This window comes from Kitasatospora sp. NPDC038210, from assembly GCF_055600605.1.
Genome location: NZ_JBVJYK010000009.1, coordinates 196390 through 211509 on the forward strand (window position 1 = coordinate 196390; position 15120 = coordinate 211509).

At 75.3% G+C, this 15120-nt stretch carries 16 protein-coding genes and 1 pseudogene; 8 read left to right on the forward strand and 9 right to left on the reverse strand.

The annotated features are described in order from the left end of the window. Positions 1-121: 121 nt before the first annotated feature. The 5 genes from ACZ7KX_RS20330 to ACZ7KX_RS20350 form a co-directional block, all read right to left on the reverse strand. The gene (locus ACZ7KX_RS20330; protein WP_470327626.1) at positions 122-649 is read right to left on the reverse strand and encodes a beta-ketoacyl synthase chain length factor; all 528 of its coding nucleotides are present in this window, start codon (positions 647-649) and stop codon (positions 122-124) included. A gap of 13 nt (positions 650-662) precedes the next feature. Then, positions 663-1865, reverse strand: coding sequence for a beta-ketoacyl synthase N-terminal-like domain-containing protein (locus ACZ7KX_RS20335; RefSeq protein ID WP_470327627.1), 1203 nt, complete (start codon positions 1863-1865; stop codon positions 663-665). Beyond that, on the reverse strand, positions 1862-2182 hold the full coding sequence (locus ACZ7KX_RS20340; protein WP_470327628.1) for an acyl carrier protein: 321 nt from the start codon (positions 2180-2182) through the stop codon (positions 1862-1864). Before ACZ7KX_RS20340 ends, ACZ7KX_RS20335 begins: the two co-directional genes overlap by 4 nt. Beyond that, positions 2179-2454: a phosphopantetheine-binding protein gene (locus tag ACZ7KX_RS20345; protein ID WP_470327629.1), complete on the reverse strand. Its 276-nt coding sequence runs from the start codon at positions 2452-2454 to the stop codon at positions 2179-2181. Before ACZ7KX_RS20345 ends, ACZ7KX_RS20340 begins: the two co-directional genes overlap by 4 nt. A gap of 61 nt (positions 2455-2515) precedes the next feature. Beyond that, complete coding sequence (locus ACZ7KX_RS20350; RefSeq protein ID WP_470327630.1) at positions 2516-3958, reverse strand: class I adenylate-forming enzyme family protein; 1443 nt, start codon at positions 3956-3958, stop codon at positions 2516-2518. A 184-nt stretch (positions 3959-4142) separates the two neighbouring features. Here ACZ7KX_RS20350 and ACZ7KX_RS20355 point away from each other — a divergent pair, with 184 nt between their 5' ends. The 4 genes and pseudogenes from ACZ7KX_RS20355 to ACZ7KX_RS20370 all read left to right on the forward strand — a co-directional run bounded on the left by ACZ7KX_RS20355 (position 4143) and on the right by ACZ7KX_RS20370 (position 8392). Next, positions 4143-5237, forward strand: coding sequence for an alpha-hydroxy acid oxidase (locus ACZ7KX_RS20355; protein WP_470327631.1), 1095 nt, complete (start codon positions 4143-4145; stop codon positions 5235-5237). 44 nt (positions 5238-5281) lie between these two features. Continuing rightward, positions 5282-6073, forward strand: a complete 792-nt coding sequence (locus ACZ7KX_RS20360; RefSeq protein ID WP_470327632.1) for a methyltransferase domain-containing protein — start codon at positions 5282-5284, stop codon at positions 6071-6073. Between the two features lie 79 nt (positions 6074-6152). Continuing rightward, a pseudogene (locus tag ACZ7KX_RS20365) lies at positions 6153-7109 on the forward strand (alpha/beta hydrolase); the annotation flags it as partial. Further along, complete coding sequence (locus tag ACZ7KX_RS20370; RefSeq protein ID WP_470327633.1) at positions 7106-8392, forward strand: aminotransferase-like domain-containing protein; 1287 nt, start codon at positions 7106-7108, stop codon at positions 8390-8392. The pseudogene ACZ7KX_RS20365 and the gene ACZ7KX_RS20370, both read left to right, overlap by 4 nt. A gap of 139 nt (positions 8393-8531) precedes the next feature. Here the strand turns inward: ACZ7KX_RS20370 and ACZ7KX_RS20375 are convergent, their stop codons facing one another. From ACZ7KX_RS20375 to ACZ7KX_RS20390, 4 genes are all read right to left on the reverse strand, one after another. After that, positions 8532-9296, reverse strand: coding sequence for an ABC transporter permease (locus ACZ7KX_RS20375; RefSeq protein ID WP_470327634.1), 765 nt, complete (start codon positions 9294-9296; stop codon positions 8532-8534). Between the two features lie 40 nt (positions 9297-9336). Continuing rightward, positions 9337-10332 carry an ATP-binding cassette domain-containing protein gene (locus ACZ7KX_RS20380; protein WP_470327635.1) on the reverse strand — a complete coding sequence of 332 codons (996 nt, stop codon included), beginning with the start codon at positions 10330-10332 and terminating at the stop codon, positions 9337-9339. A 174-nt stretch (positions 10333-10506) separates the two neighbouring features. Next, on the reverse strand, positions 10507-11652 hold the full coding sequence (locus ACZ7KX_RS20385; protein WP_470327636.1) for a glycosyltransferase: 1146 nt from the start codon (positions 11650-11652) through the stop codon (positions 10507-10509). Continuing rightward, positions 11649-11948: a hypothetical protein gene (locus ACZ7KX_RS20390; protein ID WP_470327637.1), complete on the reverse strand. Its 300-nt coding sequence runs from the start codon at positions 11946-11948 to the stop codon at positions 11649-11651. The genes ACZ7KX_RS20385 and ACZ7KX_RS20390 overlap by 4 nt, the downstream gene beginning before the upstream one ends. A gap of 169 nt (positions 11949-12117) precedes the next feature. Between ACZ7KX_RS20390 and ACZ7KX_RS20395 the strand changes: the two genes are divergently transcribed. The 4 genes from ACZ7KX_RS20395 (at position 12118) to ACZ7KX_RS20410 (ending at position 14961) form a co-directional block, all read left to right on the forward strand. Beyond that, on the forward strand, positions 12118-13050 hold the full coding sequence (locus tag ACZ7KX_RS20395; RefSeq protein WP_470327638.1) for a 3-oxoacyl-[acyl-carrier-protein] synthase III C-terminal domain-containing protein: 933 nt from the start codon (positions 12118-12120) through the stop codon (positions 13048-13050). Between the two features lie 150 nt (positions 13051-13200). After that, positions 13201-13491, forward strand: coding sequence for a phosphopantetheine-binding protein (locus ACZ7KX_RS20400; protein WP_363573322.1), 291 nt, complete (start codon positions 13201-13203; stop codon positions 13489-13491). A 4-nt stretch (positions 13492-13495) separates the two neighbouring features. Continuing rightward, positions 13496-14275, forward strand: a complete 780-nt coding sequence (locus ACZ7KX_RS20405; protein WP_470327639.1) for a beta-ketoacyl-[acyl-carrier-protein] synthase family protein — start codon at positions 13496-13498, stop codon at positions 14273-14275. After that, positions 14272-14961 (forward strand): 4'-phosphopantetheinyl transferase family protein, encoded by a 690-nt coding sequence (locus tag ACZ7KX_RS20410; RefSeq protein WP_470327640.1) that lies wholly within the window; start codon positions 14272-14274, stop codon positions 14959-14961. The genes ACZ7KX_RS20405 and ACZ7KX_RS20410 overlap by 4 nt, the downstream gene beginning before the upstream one ends. Positions 14962-15120 lie beyond the last annotated feature (159 nt).

Below are 15120 nucleotides of genomic sequence, written 5' to 3' on the forward strand. Positions count from 1 at the left end.
GCTCGGGACTGCTCTGGGTGTGCAGGGCGTTCTGGGCGTTCGGGGTTGTGCAGGGCGGGGCGTTCAGGACGTTCGGGGCGTGCAGGGCGGGCGTGCGGGGCGTCGGGCGCGTTCGGCGCGTTCAGGCCGTCGGGTTCGCGAGCAGGACGGCCGCGGCCTGGTCGCCGTCGGGTGTCTGCTCGGCGGCGACGACCAGCACCCGGTCGGCGTCGCCGTCGGCGAGCAGCAGTGCGGCGAGTTCGTACGCCTCCGCCGGGACGCGGCCGGGTTCGGCGGCGGCCGGGCAGATCGCCACGACGGGGCCGGTCAGGCCCCAGCGGGCGGCGATGTGCCCGAGGACGGCGTTGGGGTTGGACTGGAAGAACAGCAGCGGGCCGGTCCGTCGGCCGGGTTCGGCGCTCTGCTCGATGGCTCGCGCGGTGGCGAGGTCGCCGCTCGCGCTCGCCAGCAGCAGGGCCGTCCGCCCGGGGGCGGGTGGCGGGCCGTGGTGCTCGCGCAGGCAGCGGTCGGCGGTGTCGGCGACCAGCGGGTTGAAGCCGGAGGCCGCGAAGCCGGGCAGCGGTGGCGGTGGCCCGGCCAGGCCGGGGGAGGGGCGGCGGGCCTCGGCGAGGACCCGCAGGCCGTGGGTGTGGTCGGCAGCGGTGGTCATGGTGGTGTCGGTGTCATCCCGGGGCCAGCAGCAGCGCGGTGTTGGCGCCGCCGAAGGCGGAGTTGAGGCTGAGCGCGTGGGTGGGGCGGGCGGTGCGCGGGCCGTCCAGGACGAGGTCCAGGCCGACGTCCGGGTCGGGGCCGAGCCAGCCGGCGTTGACCGGAAGTTTGCCGGTGCCCAACGCGCCGACGAGGACGGCGAGTTCGAGCAGGGCGGAGGCCTCCAGGGCGTGCCCGTGCACGGACTTGCTGGAGCTGACCGGCAGGTGCCCGGTGTGCGGGCCGAACACCCGCCGCAGGGCGCGGGCCTCGGCCCGGTCCGCCAGCGGGGATCCGGTGCCGTTGGCGTTGACGTAGCCGACCTCGGCCGGTGCGACGCCCGCGCGGGCGAGCGCGGCCTCGATCGCCCGGGCCACCCCGGCGCCGTCCGGTTCGGGGCGGCAGACGTGGTGGGCGTCGCCGGCCCGGCCCCAGCCGGTCAGCCGGGCGAGCACGGACGCACCGCGGCGTTCGGCGGCCGCAGCGGCCTCGACCACGACGGCCGCGGCCGCGTCGCCCAGCAGGGTGCCGGTCCGTCCGGAGCTGAACGGGCGCAGCTCGCCGTCGCGGGCCAGTGCGCGCCCGGCGTCGAAGACGGCGAACACGCCCGGCTCGACCAGGTGGACGGCCGCGACCAGGACCCGCTCGTGCCGTCCGGTGGCCACCGCCGCGGCGGCGTCGGCGACGGCGGTCGCGGCGGCGACGCAGGCGCCGGTGTACACCCGGCTGACGCCCGCGGCCGTCCGGCCGGCGCGGAGCCCGGCGGCCACCGCGTCCACGGTGGCTCGGGTCCGCCCGTCGCTGTGCAGCGCGAGCAGGACGGGCAGTGCGGTGCCCTCGGTGGCGCCCGGGCCGGCCTGGTGGCAGGCCTGGGCGATCGCGTCGAGCACCGCCACGGCCGGGGCGGACGAGCCGGCCGCCCGGGGGCTGGTCGGCGGAGCGCTCGGCAGTGCCGCACCGGACAGCAGGGCGTCGGGCAGCAGCGCGGCCCGGCCGGTCCGGCGGGCCCGCACGTCGAAGCGGGTGACCGGGCCGAACGCGGCCTTGCCGTGGGCGGCGGCCTCGCTGAGCGCGGCGAGCCCGCGCCCGGCGGCGCTGAGCACGCCGACACCGGTGACCACCGGCCCCGCCCGGCCCAGCGGCCCGGGCGGTCCCGCGCCCGTGGCGACGCCGCTCACGGCTGGGCGCCAGCGGGCTCGGCCGGACCGGCGCGCTCGGCCAGGACGGCGCGCTCGGCCAGGACGGCGCGCTCGCTCAGGACGGCGTCGCGCAGCAGGGCGGTCGCGTCGTCGACCGTCCGCACCGCGCCGAAGCGCTCGTCGTCCAGGTCCAGCTGCAGGCCGTAGCGCTGCTCGAACTCGGCGACGAGCCAGGTGAGTTCGAGTGATCCCAGTTCCTCGGGCACGGTGTCGGCGGCGCGCTGCCCGAACGCCGCCAGCATCGTGAGCACCTCGGCCCGGTCCGGGAGGTCGTCCGGACGCGGGGTGCCGGTCACGCGGAGCTGCCGGAGGTGGCGGCGAGGGCGTCGATCCGCCGGGCGACGTCGGCGGTGAACTCGTCCAGGGTCATCAGCGCCGTGGTCTCCATTTCGTCCAGGTCGAACTTGATCCCGAACTCGTCCTCGACCTGCACCGAGAGGTCGGCCAGCGCGAGCGATTCGAGGTCCAGCCCGGCCGGGCCGAGGTCGGTGTCACCGGTGGCCTCGGAGACGTCGTACTGCATCTCGGTCAGGGCGGCGAGGACGAACGCGCGGATGCGGTCCTGCATGGTGGTGGCTCCTTGTCGGGGTTCTGGTGCGTACGTGCGGGGTGCGCGGCGGGGCACCGGGTCAGCGCGCGGCGGCCGCGTCGGCCGTGGCGGAGCCGCGCAGGGCGGCCGGGTCGCGCAGCAGCTTTCCGGTGGAGGTGCGGGGGAGGACGGGGAGCAGGGCGAGGCGGCGCGGCCGCTTGTAGGCGGCGAGGCGGCGCTCCAGCCCGGCGTGGAGCAGGGCGAGGTCGGCGTCGGGTTCGGTGGCCAGGTAGGCCTCGATCGCGCCGTCGTCGAAGACGACCACGGCCTCGCGGACGCCGGGCAGTGCGGTGAGGGTCTGCTCGACCTCGGTGAGGTCGACCTTCAGACCGCCGATCGACACCTGGGAGTCGAGGCGGCCGAGCACGGTGACCAGGCCGTTGCTCCCGTCCAGTCCGGCGGCGTCCCGGGTGTGCAGCCAGCCGTCCGACCAGCGCGTCGGGTCGTCCAGGCCGGGGTACGGGGAGGACGCCGCGGAGAGCTGCAACTCGCCGTCCACCAGGCGCAGTCGCATCCCGTGGACGGGGCGCTTGGCCGGGTGGAGGGTGCCGTCGAGGTCGGTGGCGATGACCCCGGTCTCGGTCATGCCGTACATGGTGCCGAGCGGGACGCCGTAGCGCTCGGTGAACAGCGCGGGCAGGCCCGGGCGGACCAGTTCGCCCGCGACGATCATCCGTCGCAGCCGCGGCAGCGACGGGGGAGCGACCGTCCCCGCCAGCAGTTCGGCGTGGAACGGCACCCCGATGACGGTGGTCGGCCGGTCGGAGCCGGCGACCGCGGCGAGGATGCCCGCCGCCGTCATCCGCTCCGGCACGGTGAGCGCGGCACGGGCGTGCAGGCCGTTGAGCAGCCCGCCGACCAGGCCGAGAACGTGCACGACCGAGGAGAGCAGGACGACCCGTTCCCCCTCGCCGGGGAACTCCACCAGCCTTCGGTAGCAGTCGAGTTCGCGCAGCAGGTCGCCGGCGGTCCGGGCGATGACCTTGGCCGGGCCGGTCGATCCGGAGCTGAGCTGGATCAACGCGTGCCCGGTGCGGGCCAGTCGTCCGTCCGGCAGCGGGACGGCCACCGGCTCCACCTCGGAGAAGCCGCGCAGTGCCGCCGCCGGCCGGTGGGCGGAGCCTACCAGCACCTGCGGGGCCAGCCGTGCCACCGCCGCGTCGATCTCGTGGTCGGTCAACCGGTGGTCGAGCAGGGCGACTTGGGCGCCGAGCCGCCAGCATGCCAGCAGCACCGCGACGAACGCCACCGAGGGCGGCAGCCGCAGCGCCGCCGTCCCGCCGGGGCCCAGTCCGGCCGTCGCCAGCCGTACGGACTGTTCGTCGACCAGGGCGCGCAGGGCGTCCCGGTCGAGCGGCGCGCCGAGGTGCAGGCACTCCTCGCCGCCGGGGCCGGCCAGCAGCAGGCGGTCGACCCAGTCGTCCGGTGCGTCGGAGTGCGGCGGTGCCGCGGAAGGCGGAAGTGGAGAGGAAAAGCCGGTCAACGCGGCTCCACACAAGTGAGGGGATTTGACATGAACGCCGTTCACAACCAAAGCGGTCAATTCCGTTGCCAGACCATGGCACAGACGTTTGGTCAAATCAAGGTCTATACCAATGTGGCCGTTGCTCCTACGCTGCCGAACCGGGACCGGCCCGCGCGTGGCCGTCCGGGAACGAGGAACGCCCGTGGGAGTACTCACTCTGGCCGGGATCGAGCGCACGGCGCGCGAACAACTTTCCCCGGAAATCTGGGATTTCATCGAAGGCGGCAGCGGGGCGGAACGCACCCTGGCGGCGAACCGGGAGATGTTCGGGCGCTATGCGCTGCGCCCGCGCACCCTGGTCGACGTCTCGGACTGCGACCCGGCGCTGACCCTGCTCGGCGCACCGCTCGCCCTCCCGCTCGGCATCGCCCCGATGGCCTACCACCGCCTGGTCGACCCGGAGGGCGAGACCGCCACCGCACGCGCCGCCGGCCGCGCCGGCGCCCTGCTGGTCGCCGGGATGTTCGCCAGCCGCACCCTGGAGGAGATCGCCGGGGCCGCCACCGGTCCGCTCTGGCTGCAGCTGTACTGGCTGCGCGAACGCGCCGTCCTCGCCGACCTGGTGGAACGCGCCGAGGCGGCCGGCTACCACGCCCTGGTGCTGACCGTGGACGCCCCCCGGATCGGCCGCCGCCTGCGCGACCTGCGCAACGGCTTCGCCGTCCCGCCCACCGTCCGCGCGGTCAACCTGGACCCGGCCCTCATGAGGGCCAGCCACCGGGCCGCGAAAGGCAGTTCGGGCATCGCCGAGCACGCCCGCGAGCAGTTCGACCCCACCCTGAGCTGGGGCGACCTCGCCTGGCTGCGCGAACGCACCCGGCTGCCGCTGGTCCTCAAGGGCATCCTCACCGCCGAGGACGCCCGGCTCGCCGTCGAGCACGGCGCCGACGCCGTCCTGGTCTCCAACCACGGCGGACGCCAACTCGACGGAGCCGTACCGGCGCTGGCCGCCCTGCCCGAGGTCGTCGACGCCGTCCCCGCCGACCTGCCCGTGCTGCTCGACGGCGGTGTGCGCACCGGCGCGGACATCGCCGTCGCCCTCGCCCTCGGCGCCCGCGCCGTGCTGGTCGGCCGTCCCGCGTTCTGGGGCCTCGCCACCGACGGCGAAGCCGGAGTCCACCGGGTGCTCGGCCTGCTGCGCGAGGAACTGGAGCACGCCATGGCCCTGTTGGGCCGCCCCCGGCTCGCCGACCTGGACCGCACGACCCTCGCCCCCTGGCCCTGCGCCCCGGGCTGAACCGCGCGGCACCCGCGCCACGTACCTTCGAGAGGAAGACCCGGATGACCGAGCAGAGTGACCGATTCCCCGGCTGGGACTGGGACGATCCCGACGGCCTGGCCACCCGCCTGGACGCCTTCAGCGCGCAGGTCGCCACCTGCGACACGCTCGAAGCGCACCCCGGCGGGCTGCCGCACGACCACGCGGACTTCCGCGAACTCGGCCTCACCGGAATCGAGTTCGCCGCGTTCCGGACCGCCCACCCGCAGGGACTCGGCACCGACCTTGCCGCCCTGTGCACCTCGCCGGGCGGCGGCCCGCAGGCCACCGCCGAGCCCGGCACCCTCTACCGCGTCGACGGCGACCGCTGGTTCACCCGGCTCGACATCTCCGAGCCGCTGCCCTTCGCCGACGCCAGCGTCGACTGGGTGTACGCCGAGCACCTCATCGAGCACGTCACCATGCCCGTCGCGGTCGGCTGGCTGCGCGAGGCCCGCCGGGTGCTGCGCCCCGGCGGCGTCCTGCGCCTGACCACCCCCGACCTCGCCCGCTACCTGGTCGGCTACGCCACCGGCGACGGCTTCCTCACCAAGCACCGCCGACGCCTGACCACCCTCGGCTTCGGCCCGCCGATGCCGGCCCGCCCGGCCTTCCTGGTCAACCAGATCTTCCGCCACTACGGCCACCAGTGGATCTACGACCTGGACGAGCTGCGCCACGTCCTCACCCTGGCCGGCTTCGCGCCCGAGCGGATCCGCCCCTGCGCCTACCGGCAGGGCGCCCGGCCGGACGTCGCCGACCTCGACACGGCCTTCCGCACCGACGAGACCATCTACGTCGAGGCCGACCGCTGACCACCCCCGACCATCCGCCCGACCAGCCCCGGAACCGCTCACCGACCGTCCCCGAACCGTCCGCCGACCACCGACCCCCCGCTCCAGAACGGGACCACCCATGCCCCTGCACCCCCAGGCCGAGGCCCTGCGCGCCCGGCGCGCGAGCAGCGGCGCACCGCCGCTCTACACCCTCACCCTCGCCGAGGCCCGCGCCGCCGACCTCGCCGACATCCGCGCCGCGGCCGGCACCCCCGAACCGGTCGCCGCCGTCGAGGAACACCGCATCGAAGGCCCCGGCGGCGAACTCGCCCTGCGCCTGTACCGCCCCGAACCGGCCGGCCGCCCACTGCCCGCCCTGCTCTACCTGTTCGGCGGCGGCTGGACCCTCGGCTCGCCCGACACCAGCGACGCCGTCTGCCGCCGCCTCACCAACGCCGTCGGCTGCGTCACCGCCTCCGTCGGCTACCGGCTCGCCCCCGAACACCCCTTCCCCGCGGCCCTGCACGACTGCCGCGCCGCGCTCCGGCACCTGGTCGAACGCGCCGAGGAGTTCGGCGTCGACCCCGAGCGCCTGGCGGTCGGCGGCGACAGCGCCGGCGGCAACCTCACCGCCGCCCTGACCCTCCTGCTGCGCGCCGAGGGCGGCCCCGCCCTGCGCCACCAACTGCTCGTCTACCCCAACACCGACCACGGCGCCGACACCCCCTCGCTGCGCGCACACGACGACCCGCTGTTCTTCAACCGCCGCTCGGTCGCCTGGTACTGGGGCCACTACCTGGCCGACCCGGCCGACGGCGCCTCCCCGTACGCCTCCCCGCTGCGCGCCGCCACCCTGGCGGGCCTGCCGCCCGCGACCGTCCTCACCGCCGAGTACGACCCGCTGCGCGACGAGGGCGAGCAGTACGCCGAGGCGCTGCGCGCCGCCGGGGTCCCGGTGGAACTGCGCCGCTACGAGGGCGTGCCGCACGGCTTCTTCGCCATGACCGGCACCCTGGACGCCGCCGCCGAAGCCCAGGCGCACGCCGCCGGCCGGCTGCGGGAGGCCCTGCGGTGAGGCTCCGGCTGGAAGACCTGCACGCCTCCCTCGCGGACCCGCTGCTGGACGCGATGACCTTCCTCAACGAGGTCACCACCCGCTACCCCGGGGCCGTCTCCTTCGCCCCCGGCCGCCCCTACGAGGGCTTCTTCGAGCCCGAGGACGTCCCGGCCCACCTTGAGCGCTTCCTCGCCCACCTCGCGGAGCGCGGGCTCGACCGGGACGCCGTGCGCAGCACGCTGTTCCAGTACGGCCCCACCAAGGGCATCATCGCCGACCTGGTGGCCCGCACCCTCGCCAACGACGAGGGCCTGACCGTCGACCCCGCGTCCCTGGTGCTCACCGTCGGCGCCCAGGAGGGCATGCTGCTCACCCTGCGCGCGCTCTGCGCCGGCCCGGACGACGTCCTGCTGGTCAGCTCGCCCTGCTACGTCGGCGTCACCGGCGCCGCCCGGCTGCTCGACCTGACCACCCGGCCGGTCCCCGAGGGTCCGGATGGCGGGCCCGACCCGCAGGCCGTGCTCGCAGCCGCGAGGGCCGTCCGCGCCGAGGGTCGCCGCCCGCGCGCCCTCTACGTCGTCCCGGACTTCGCCAACCCCTCCGGCACCAGCATGCCGGTCGACGCCCGCACCCGGCTGCTGGAGGCGGCCGCCGAGGAGGACGTCCTGGTCATCGAGGACAACCCGTACGGCTTCTTCGCCCGCACGCCGGGCCTGCGGCCCACGCTCAAGGCGCTGGACCGCCGCGGCCAGGTCGTCCACCTGGGATCCTTCGCCAAGACCTGCTTCCCCGGCGCCCGGCTCGGCTACGTCGTCGCCGACCAGGAGGTGGCCGGCCCCGGCGGGCGCAGCGGTCTGCTCGCCGACGAACTGGCCAAGCTGAAGAGCATGACGACGGTCAACACGCCCGCGCTCAGCCAGGCCGTCATCGGCGGCATGCTGCTGGCCCACGACTGCCGTCTGCGCGCCGCCAACGCCCGTGCCACGGCCCACTACGCGGCCGGCCTGGACACCCTGCTGCGGGAGCTGGACCGGCACTTCCCGGCCTCCGAGCGGCGCCGCCTGGGCGTCTCCTGGAACCGGCCGGACGGCGGCTTCTTCGCGGTGCTGACCGTGCCCTTCACCGCGGACGACGCGGCGATGGAGCGCTGCGCCCGCGACCACGGGGTGCTGTGGACACCGATGGCGCCGTTCTACCCGGCCGGCGGCGGTGAGCACCGCCTTCGGCTCTCCGTCAGTTCGGTGACGCAGACTCAGATCATCGACGGAGTGGCGAAGTTGGCGGCCTTCGTCGCCTCCTGAGCGGGTGCGCAGCGTGGGCGTGCGCGCCTCCTGAGCGCGCGCACGCCCACGGGGCCCGGCTCATGGCGAGCCCGGCCCCTTCCTCTGCCGTCTCCGGGCCCGGCCCGGCGCGGCCCGGCGCGGCCCGGAGCGCCCGGGGTCAGCGCACCCGGGTGGAGAACAGCCGGGCCGACCAGTACACCGCCAGGGCGGTCATCACCACGACCACCAGCAGCCCCTGCCAGACCGCGGCGTCCCCGGCGTGCCCCGAGAACAGCGCGCGCATGCCCTCCACCGCCCAGTAGAAGGGGTTCCAACGGGCGAGCTGCTGCAGCCACTGCGGCGCCAGGGTGAGCGGCAGCAGCACCCCGGACAGCAGCGCGATCGGCTGCGCGATGGTGTTGACCACCGGCGCCATCGCCGCGTCGGCCGGGACCATCAGGGCGATGCCGAAGGAGATCGCCGAGGTCATCAGCGCCAGCAGTCCCAGCAGCAGGTAGGCGAGCAGCAGGTTCAGCGGGCTCACCCGCAGCCCGAACGGCAGCGCGATCAGCGTGATCAGGACGGCCTGCACCAGCAGCGCCACCATCTCCCGCAGCGCCCGTCCGAGCAGCAGCGCGAGCCGGCTCACCGGGGTCACCCGGGAGCGTTCGATGATCCCGGCCTTGAGTTCGCCGAGCAGGCTGAAGCCGGTGAACAGCCCGCCGAAGATGCACAGCACCGCCAACAGGCCCGGCACGTACACCTGGTAGGCGTCGGCGTAGCTGGTCGCGCCCTCGGGGGCGAGCACCTTCTTCAGCAGGGGCGCGAACAGCAGGAGGTAGAACAGGGGCTGGATGATGCCGACGGCGATCCAGACCGGGGTGCGGATCATCAGCAGCAGCTGGCGCTGGAAGACCAGCCAGGTGTCGCGGGCGAGCTTCACGGTCTCCCCAGGGGGTCGGGCGGGGCGGGGTGGCGGCGGGTCACGGGGTGTCGGCCGCGGGGCCGGCCTGGCGCAGCGAGCGTCCGGTGCGGGCCAGGAACACGTCGTCCAGGCTGGGCCGTTGGAGCTGGACGGTGCCGGGCGTCACACCGGCCGCGTCCAGGGCGCGCAGCAGCCGGGGGACGGCCGCGGCGCCGTCCTCCAGGTACAGCCGCAGCCCCCGGTCCCCGTCGGGCTCCAGCCGGTGCAGGTACGGCTGCGGGCGCAGCACCTCGGCCGCCCGCTCGACGGCGCCCTCCCCGGTGTCCAGGCCGAGCAGGACGACGTCACCGGAGATCTCCCGCTTGAGCGCCTCGGGCGTGCCCTCGGCCACCACCCGGCCGTGGTCGACGATGGCGACCCGGTCGCAGAGCGCGTCGGCCTCGTCCAGGTAGTGGGTGGTGACCACGACGGTCATGCCCTCGGTGCGCAGCCGGCGGATCTCCTCCCAGACGTGCGCCCGGCCGGACGGGTCCAGTCCTACGGTCGGCTCGTCCAGGAACAGCACCCGGGGCCGGTGGATCACCCCGAGGGCGATGTCCACCCGGCGGCGCTGGCCGCCGGAGTAGGTGGCGCACGGCCGGTCGCCGAACTCGCCGAGGTCGAAGGCCTTGAGCGCGTCCTCGGCGGCCCGGACGGCCTGGGCCTTGGCCGCGCCGTACATCCGGCCCTGCAGCACCAGCTCCTCGCGGGCGCTGACGTTGTCGGTGGTGCCGCCGCCCTGGGCGACGTAGCCGATCCGGCGGCGGACCCCCGCCGGGTCGGTGAAGAGGTCGGCCCCGGCGATGACGGCGCGGCCGTCGTCGGGGCGGATGAGGGTGGCCAGCATGCGCAGGGTGGTGGTCTTCCCGGCGCCGTTGGGGCCGAGGAAGCCGTAGATCTCGCCGGCGTCGACGGCCAGGTCGATGCCGCGCACGGCGTCGACGCTCCGGCTGTCGCCGCTGCGGCGGGAGGTCTTCTTGCGGTAGGACTTGCGCAGTCCCGTGGTCTCGATCAACCGGAACTCCCGTACGGGGATGGGCTGCCACGGCACCCGGGAAGGCGGTGCTCGGCACCTGCGGAGGGCGGTGCTGCTGCGACACCCTAGGGTGAACTCCCACTCGGAAACAATGGCCTAGACCAATGGACGTGTGATCTCCGCTTCTGCTAAGGGATTTCCCGGCCGGGGCGGTCAGCCGAGTGCTTCCAGCCGGTCCGCGGCGGCCACCGCACCGCCTCCGGCCAGCAGTTCCGTCCCGACCCGAACCGCCGCTTCCCGATGGCCCGTTGCCTCCAGCACGGCCCCCAGCGCCCCCGCCAGTCGCTCCGCGGTGACCCTGGCGAACGGCACCCGGAGCCCGGCCCCGGCCGCCGCCACCTGTGCGGCCACGAACGGCTGGTCGTGCCGGATCGGCGCGGTGACCAGCGGCAACCCGTGCGCCAGGGCCTCGCCCACGGTGTTCATCCCGCCGTGGCACAGCACCGCGTCCAGCTCGCCGCGCGCCATCAGCGCCGCGACCGGCGCCCGGTCCACCGCGACCGCCCGCGCCGGAAGCGCGGGCAGCAGCCCGCGCGGCGCCGCGAACACCGGCTGCACGTCCTCGCCGCACAGCTCCAGCGCCCGGACGGCCCGGGCGAGGAAGTCCGCGCCCAGCTCCCCGGCCAGCGTCCCCATGGTGACCAGCACCCGCCGCCGGCCCGGCAGCAGCCGCTCCCACGGGAACCCCGGATCGTGCGGCCGCGCCGCGATCACCGGCCCGACCTGCGCGTGGTGCGGCGGTGCGGCGCGGCCGGTCAGCGCCGGACCGGTGGTGGCCAGCACCAGCGCGGGGGAGAAGCGCGGGTCGACGTACTCCGCCCCGGGCAGCCGGGCACGCTCCCACAGCCCGCGCAGCAGCCCGGTCATCCACGCCTCGACCTGCGGCAACGCACGGTACGGGCGGCCCAGTTCCATCGCCCCGGGCGCGAAGCTCGCCCACGGCAGGCCGTGCCGGTGCGCGACCAGCGCGCCCGCCGGGGTGTGCTGGTCCACCAGCAGCACGTCCGGCCGGTACTCCCGCACGACCGCGTCCAGCGGCTTCGCGGTGAACCGTGCGTACGGGACGATGAAGCCCTCCCAGAGCGAGCGCAGCGCGGCCAGCCCGTGCCCGCCCTGCGTCCGGAACGCCCGGGTGCCGGTGCCCAGCACGCGGGCGTCACCGCCGAGCAGGGGGCGCAGCACCGACTCCGTGCCGGTCCAGGCGACGTCGTGGCCGCGCGCGGCCAGTTCGGCGGCGATGCCCGCGGCCGGGTTGACGTGTCCGGTCAGCGGGGGCATCACCAGCAGGAACCGGGTCACCGGGCGCCCTCCTCGGGGAGCAGCCGCTGCAGGTCGGCGACGGTCAGCGCCTCCAGGCCGGCCAGGTCCAGCCCGGCGCGCAGCGCGGCCAGGTCGGCGGCCGGGCCGAAACGCTCACGCAGACGCCCGGCCAGCTCTCCGAGTTCGGCCTCGTCCAGCAGCAGGTCGCCGTCCAGCCGGGCGTCCGGGGTGACGTGGCGGGCCCAGCCGGGCGGCGCGCCGGCCACCTCGACCACGAGGGCGACCAGCTCCGGATCCAACCGCACGGCGGAGGACGGGGGTTCGGGATGCGACACGGGGGATCTCCCACCTGCTCGACGGCGCGGGGGTGAACGCGGCCGCACCGGAGCGCAGTTGACGGCTTCCGGGAACGCGGCCGCGAGAGGGGTTCGACGACGGCGCCGGGTCCGGTCTCGGATTCGAGATCACTTGTGCGACCCGGCGGGCGTCGGAATACTAGCCCGGGTGACCGCACTGGAGGCAGTGGCCGTTCACCTCCCCCCGCACGCCGTCCCCATCGAGGCGGTGGGCGAGCGCATCGGCCTGACCCCACGTCAACTCCGTCTCTTCCGCCGCTTCCACGGCCTGGACCAGCTGCGCCTGGACCCGACCGGGACGCTGCCCGACCTGCTCGAAGCCGCCCTCGACGGCCTGCCGGAACTGCGCGGACGCGAACGCGACATCCGCTTCGTGATCCACGCCCGCAGCATGCCGGTGGCGGTGCCCCACCCGCTCAACCCCCTGCACGAGCTGCTCGCCGGGCGCGGCCTCGGGCACGCCAACGCCTTCACGGTGACCCACCACGCCTGCGCGGTGGGCCTGCTGGCCATCGACCTGGCCGGCCGACTGCTCGCGTCCGAACCCGACCCGGCGGCGCTCGCGCTGGTCCTGGCGGGGGAGAAGACCTTCACCAGGGACGCCCAGGTGGTGCCGGAGACCGGCATCTTCGCCGAGGGCGCGGCCGCCTGCCTGGTCAGCGCCGGGGGCGAGCGGCACCGGGTGCTCTCCTTCGCGGTGCGCCAACGCCCGGAGTTCGACGGCCGGTTGGCCGGGGACCCGGACCTGCTGGCCCGCTACCAGCGCGAGTACCCGGACGTCATGGTCGAGGCGATCGAGACCGCCCTCGACCGGGCCGGTCTGGGCCTCTCCGATCTGGCCGCGATCCTCCCGCACAACGTCAACCAGGCGTCCTGGCGGATGATCGCGCGCCGCCTCGGCTACCCGGTCGAGAAAGTCGTGCTGGACAACGTGCGGTCGGTCGGGCACAGTTTCGCTGCAGACAGCCTCATCAATCTTCACACCGCCATCACGCGGGGGCTGCTCCGCCGCGGCGACCGCTACCTGATCGCCGCCGCCGGTGTCGGAGCCACCTTCTCCGCGATGGCGATGCAGTGCTGACGACGTGCCGATGACCGGCCGGCGCACCTGCCGACGACCACCCGACGACCACCCGGCGACCTGCCGGCGGCCGGTCGGTCGCCCGGGACCGTCGGTCACACCCCAGAGCCCTCCGGGCGCACTTCCCACGTACGACGGGACGGTACCCCCATGTCAGAACCCGTGGTCCAGACCACTGACCCCGAGCTGCGCGAGCGCATCCTGCACGGCATCGGCGAACTCCTGCCACGCGTCCTCAAGCGCGAACTGCCCGAGATCCCGCAGGACGCCTGCCTCTTCGACGACCTCGGCCTCACCTCCGCCGGCACCATCGAGCTCATCCTGGAGCTCGAAGAGTCGCTGGACATCCAGGTGGACGTCGAGCAGATCACCGAGGACGACCTGCGCTCGGTCACCAGGCTCGCCGACTACGTCGCCGGGCACGTCATCCCCGAGGACTGACCGGGTGCCCCCCGGCCCCTCCGGCCTGCGGATCACCCGGGCGCTCGCCCGCCGCTTCGACGGCCGCTCGGAGGCCTCGCTCGATCCGGACCTGCGGGTGTTCGTCTCCGACCTGGTCCGCCCCTACGGCCTGCCGCTGCGCGAGGACCTGCTGCGCGAGGGCGTCGGCCACTCCTACGAGGAGCTGGCCGCCGGACTGCTGCGCGAGGCACTCGCCGAGGACGAGCCGGTGGACCTGCTGGTCCTCGCCTTCGACACCCCGGACGTCCGCCCCGGCGCGCCGTCCTCGCTCGCGCTCAGCCGGTCCGTCCCGGGCGAGCCGCTCGCCTTCGCGATCTGCGACCAGGGCACCGCCGCGGCGTTCACCGCCCTGCGGCTGGCCGCCGACCACCACCGAACCGCCGGCTGCCGTCGGGCCGTGGTGGTGCTCGCCGAACAGACCGCGCTGCACTACCGGCCGTCGGAGCCGGTCGCCCTGCCGGAGCGGCACGCGGTGGTCGTGCTGGTGTGCGAGGAGGCGCCCGGGGCCGGGCTGGCGGTCCGGCAGGTGACCGGTGCCCGTTCGCCGGAGGGCGCGGTGCGGGCCCGGGCCGGGGAGCTGGGGGCGCGGGCGGAGATCCTGTACGACGGCGGCTTCGACGTCGGGGAACCCGCCCAGCCCTTCACCGGCCTCTGGGCACGGCTGGCCGAACACCTGCCGCGCTGGCGGCGGGAGGAACGGCCGGCCCTGCTCGCCGGGTACGACCGCCGGCTCGGGGTGCTCAGCACGCTGGCCCTGCCGTGAGCGGGGCCGCGAGCGAGGTCGAGTGCTGGCTCATCGACACCGGTCGGCCCGCGGCGGTCGTCGCCGACCTGTGGCAGCTGCTCGACGCCGACGAACGCGCGCGGGCCGACGGCATGGACCCGGTGCTGCGAGACCGGTTCACGGTGGTGCGCGGCGCCGTCCGGCGGCTGGTCGGCGCCCGGCTGGGCCGTCCTCCGGCCGGGGTCCGCTGGCGGCGCGGGCCGAACGGCAAGCCCGAGGCCGCGGACGCCGGTGGCCTGCGGGTCAGCTGGTCGGCCTCGGGCGCGCTCGCGGTGCTGGCCCTGGCCGAGCGGCGGGCGGTCGGCGTCGACGTCGAGCGGCTCCACGAGGCCCGGACGGCCGAGCGGATGGCTGCGCGCTGGTTCCCGTTCGAGGAGGAGCGCTTCGTCGCCGAACCCGTCGAGCCGTCCGAGCGGGCGGCCCGCTTCACCGGACTGTGGTGCCGCCGCGAGGCCTGCGTGAAGGCGTACGGCGGACGGCTGACGCAGTCCTTCGGCGTGTCCGTGGTGGGGCCGTCCCCGGTGCTGGTGGCCGACCCCGGCGGGCTCGGAACCGGCCCGGCGAGGGTCTGCGACGTGCCCGTCCCGGGGCCGTTCCGGGCTGCCGTGGCGGCCCTGGGAGATCCGCCGTTACATGTCAACTCCTGTGCATGGCGGCAGAGTTGACGGTCAGTCGAATCGAGCGGACTTTGGTCTGGACCAGTCCGGCGGGCCGCTGGTAGCGTCTCGATCACACCCCCGCTGAGCCCCTCCCGGCGAGCCGAAAGGCGCGTACGACGTGACTCCGCACGACCTGATTCCCCGCGAGGCGGCTCCGCGTGAGAC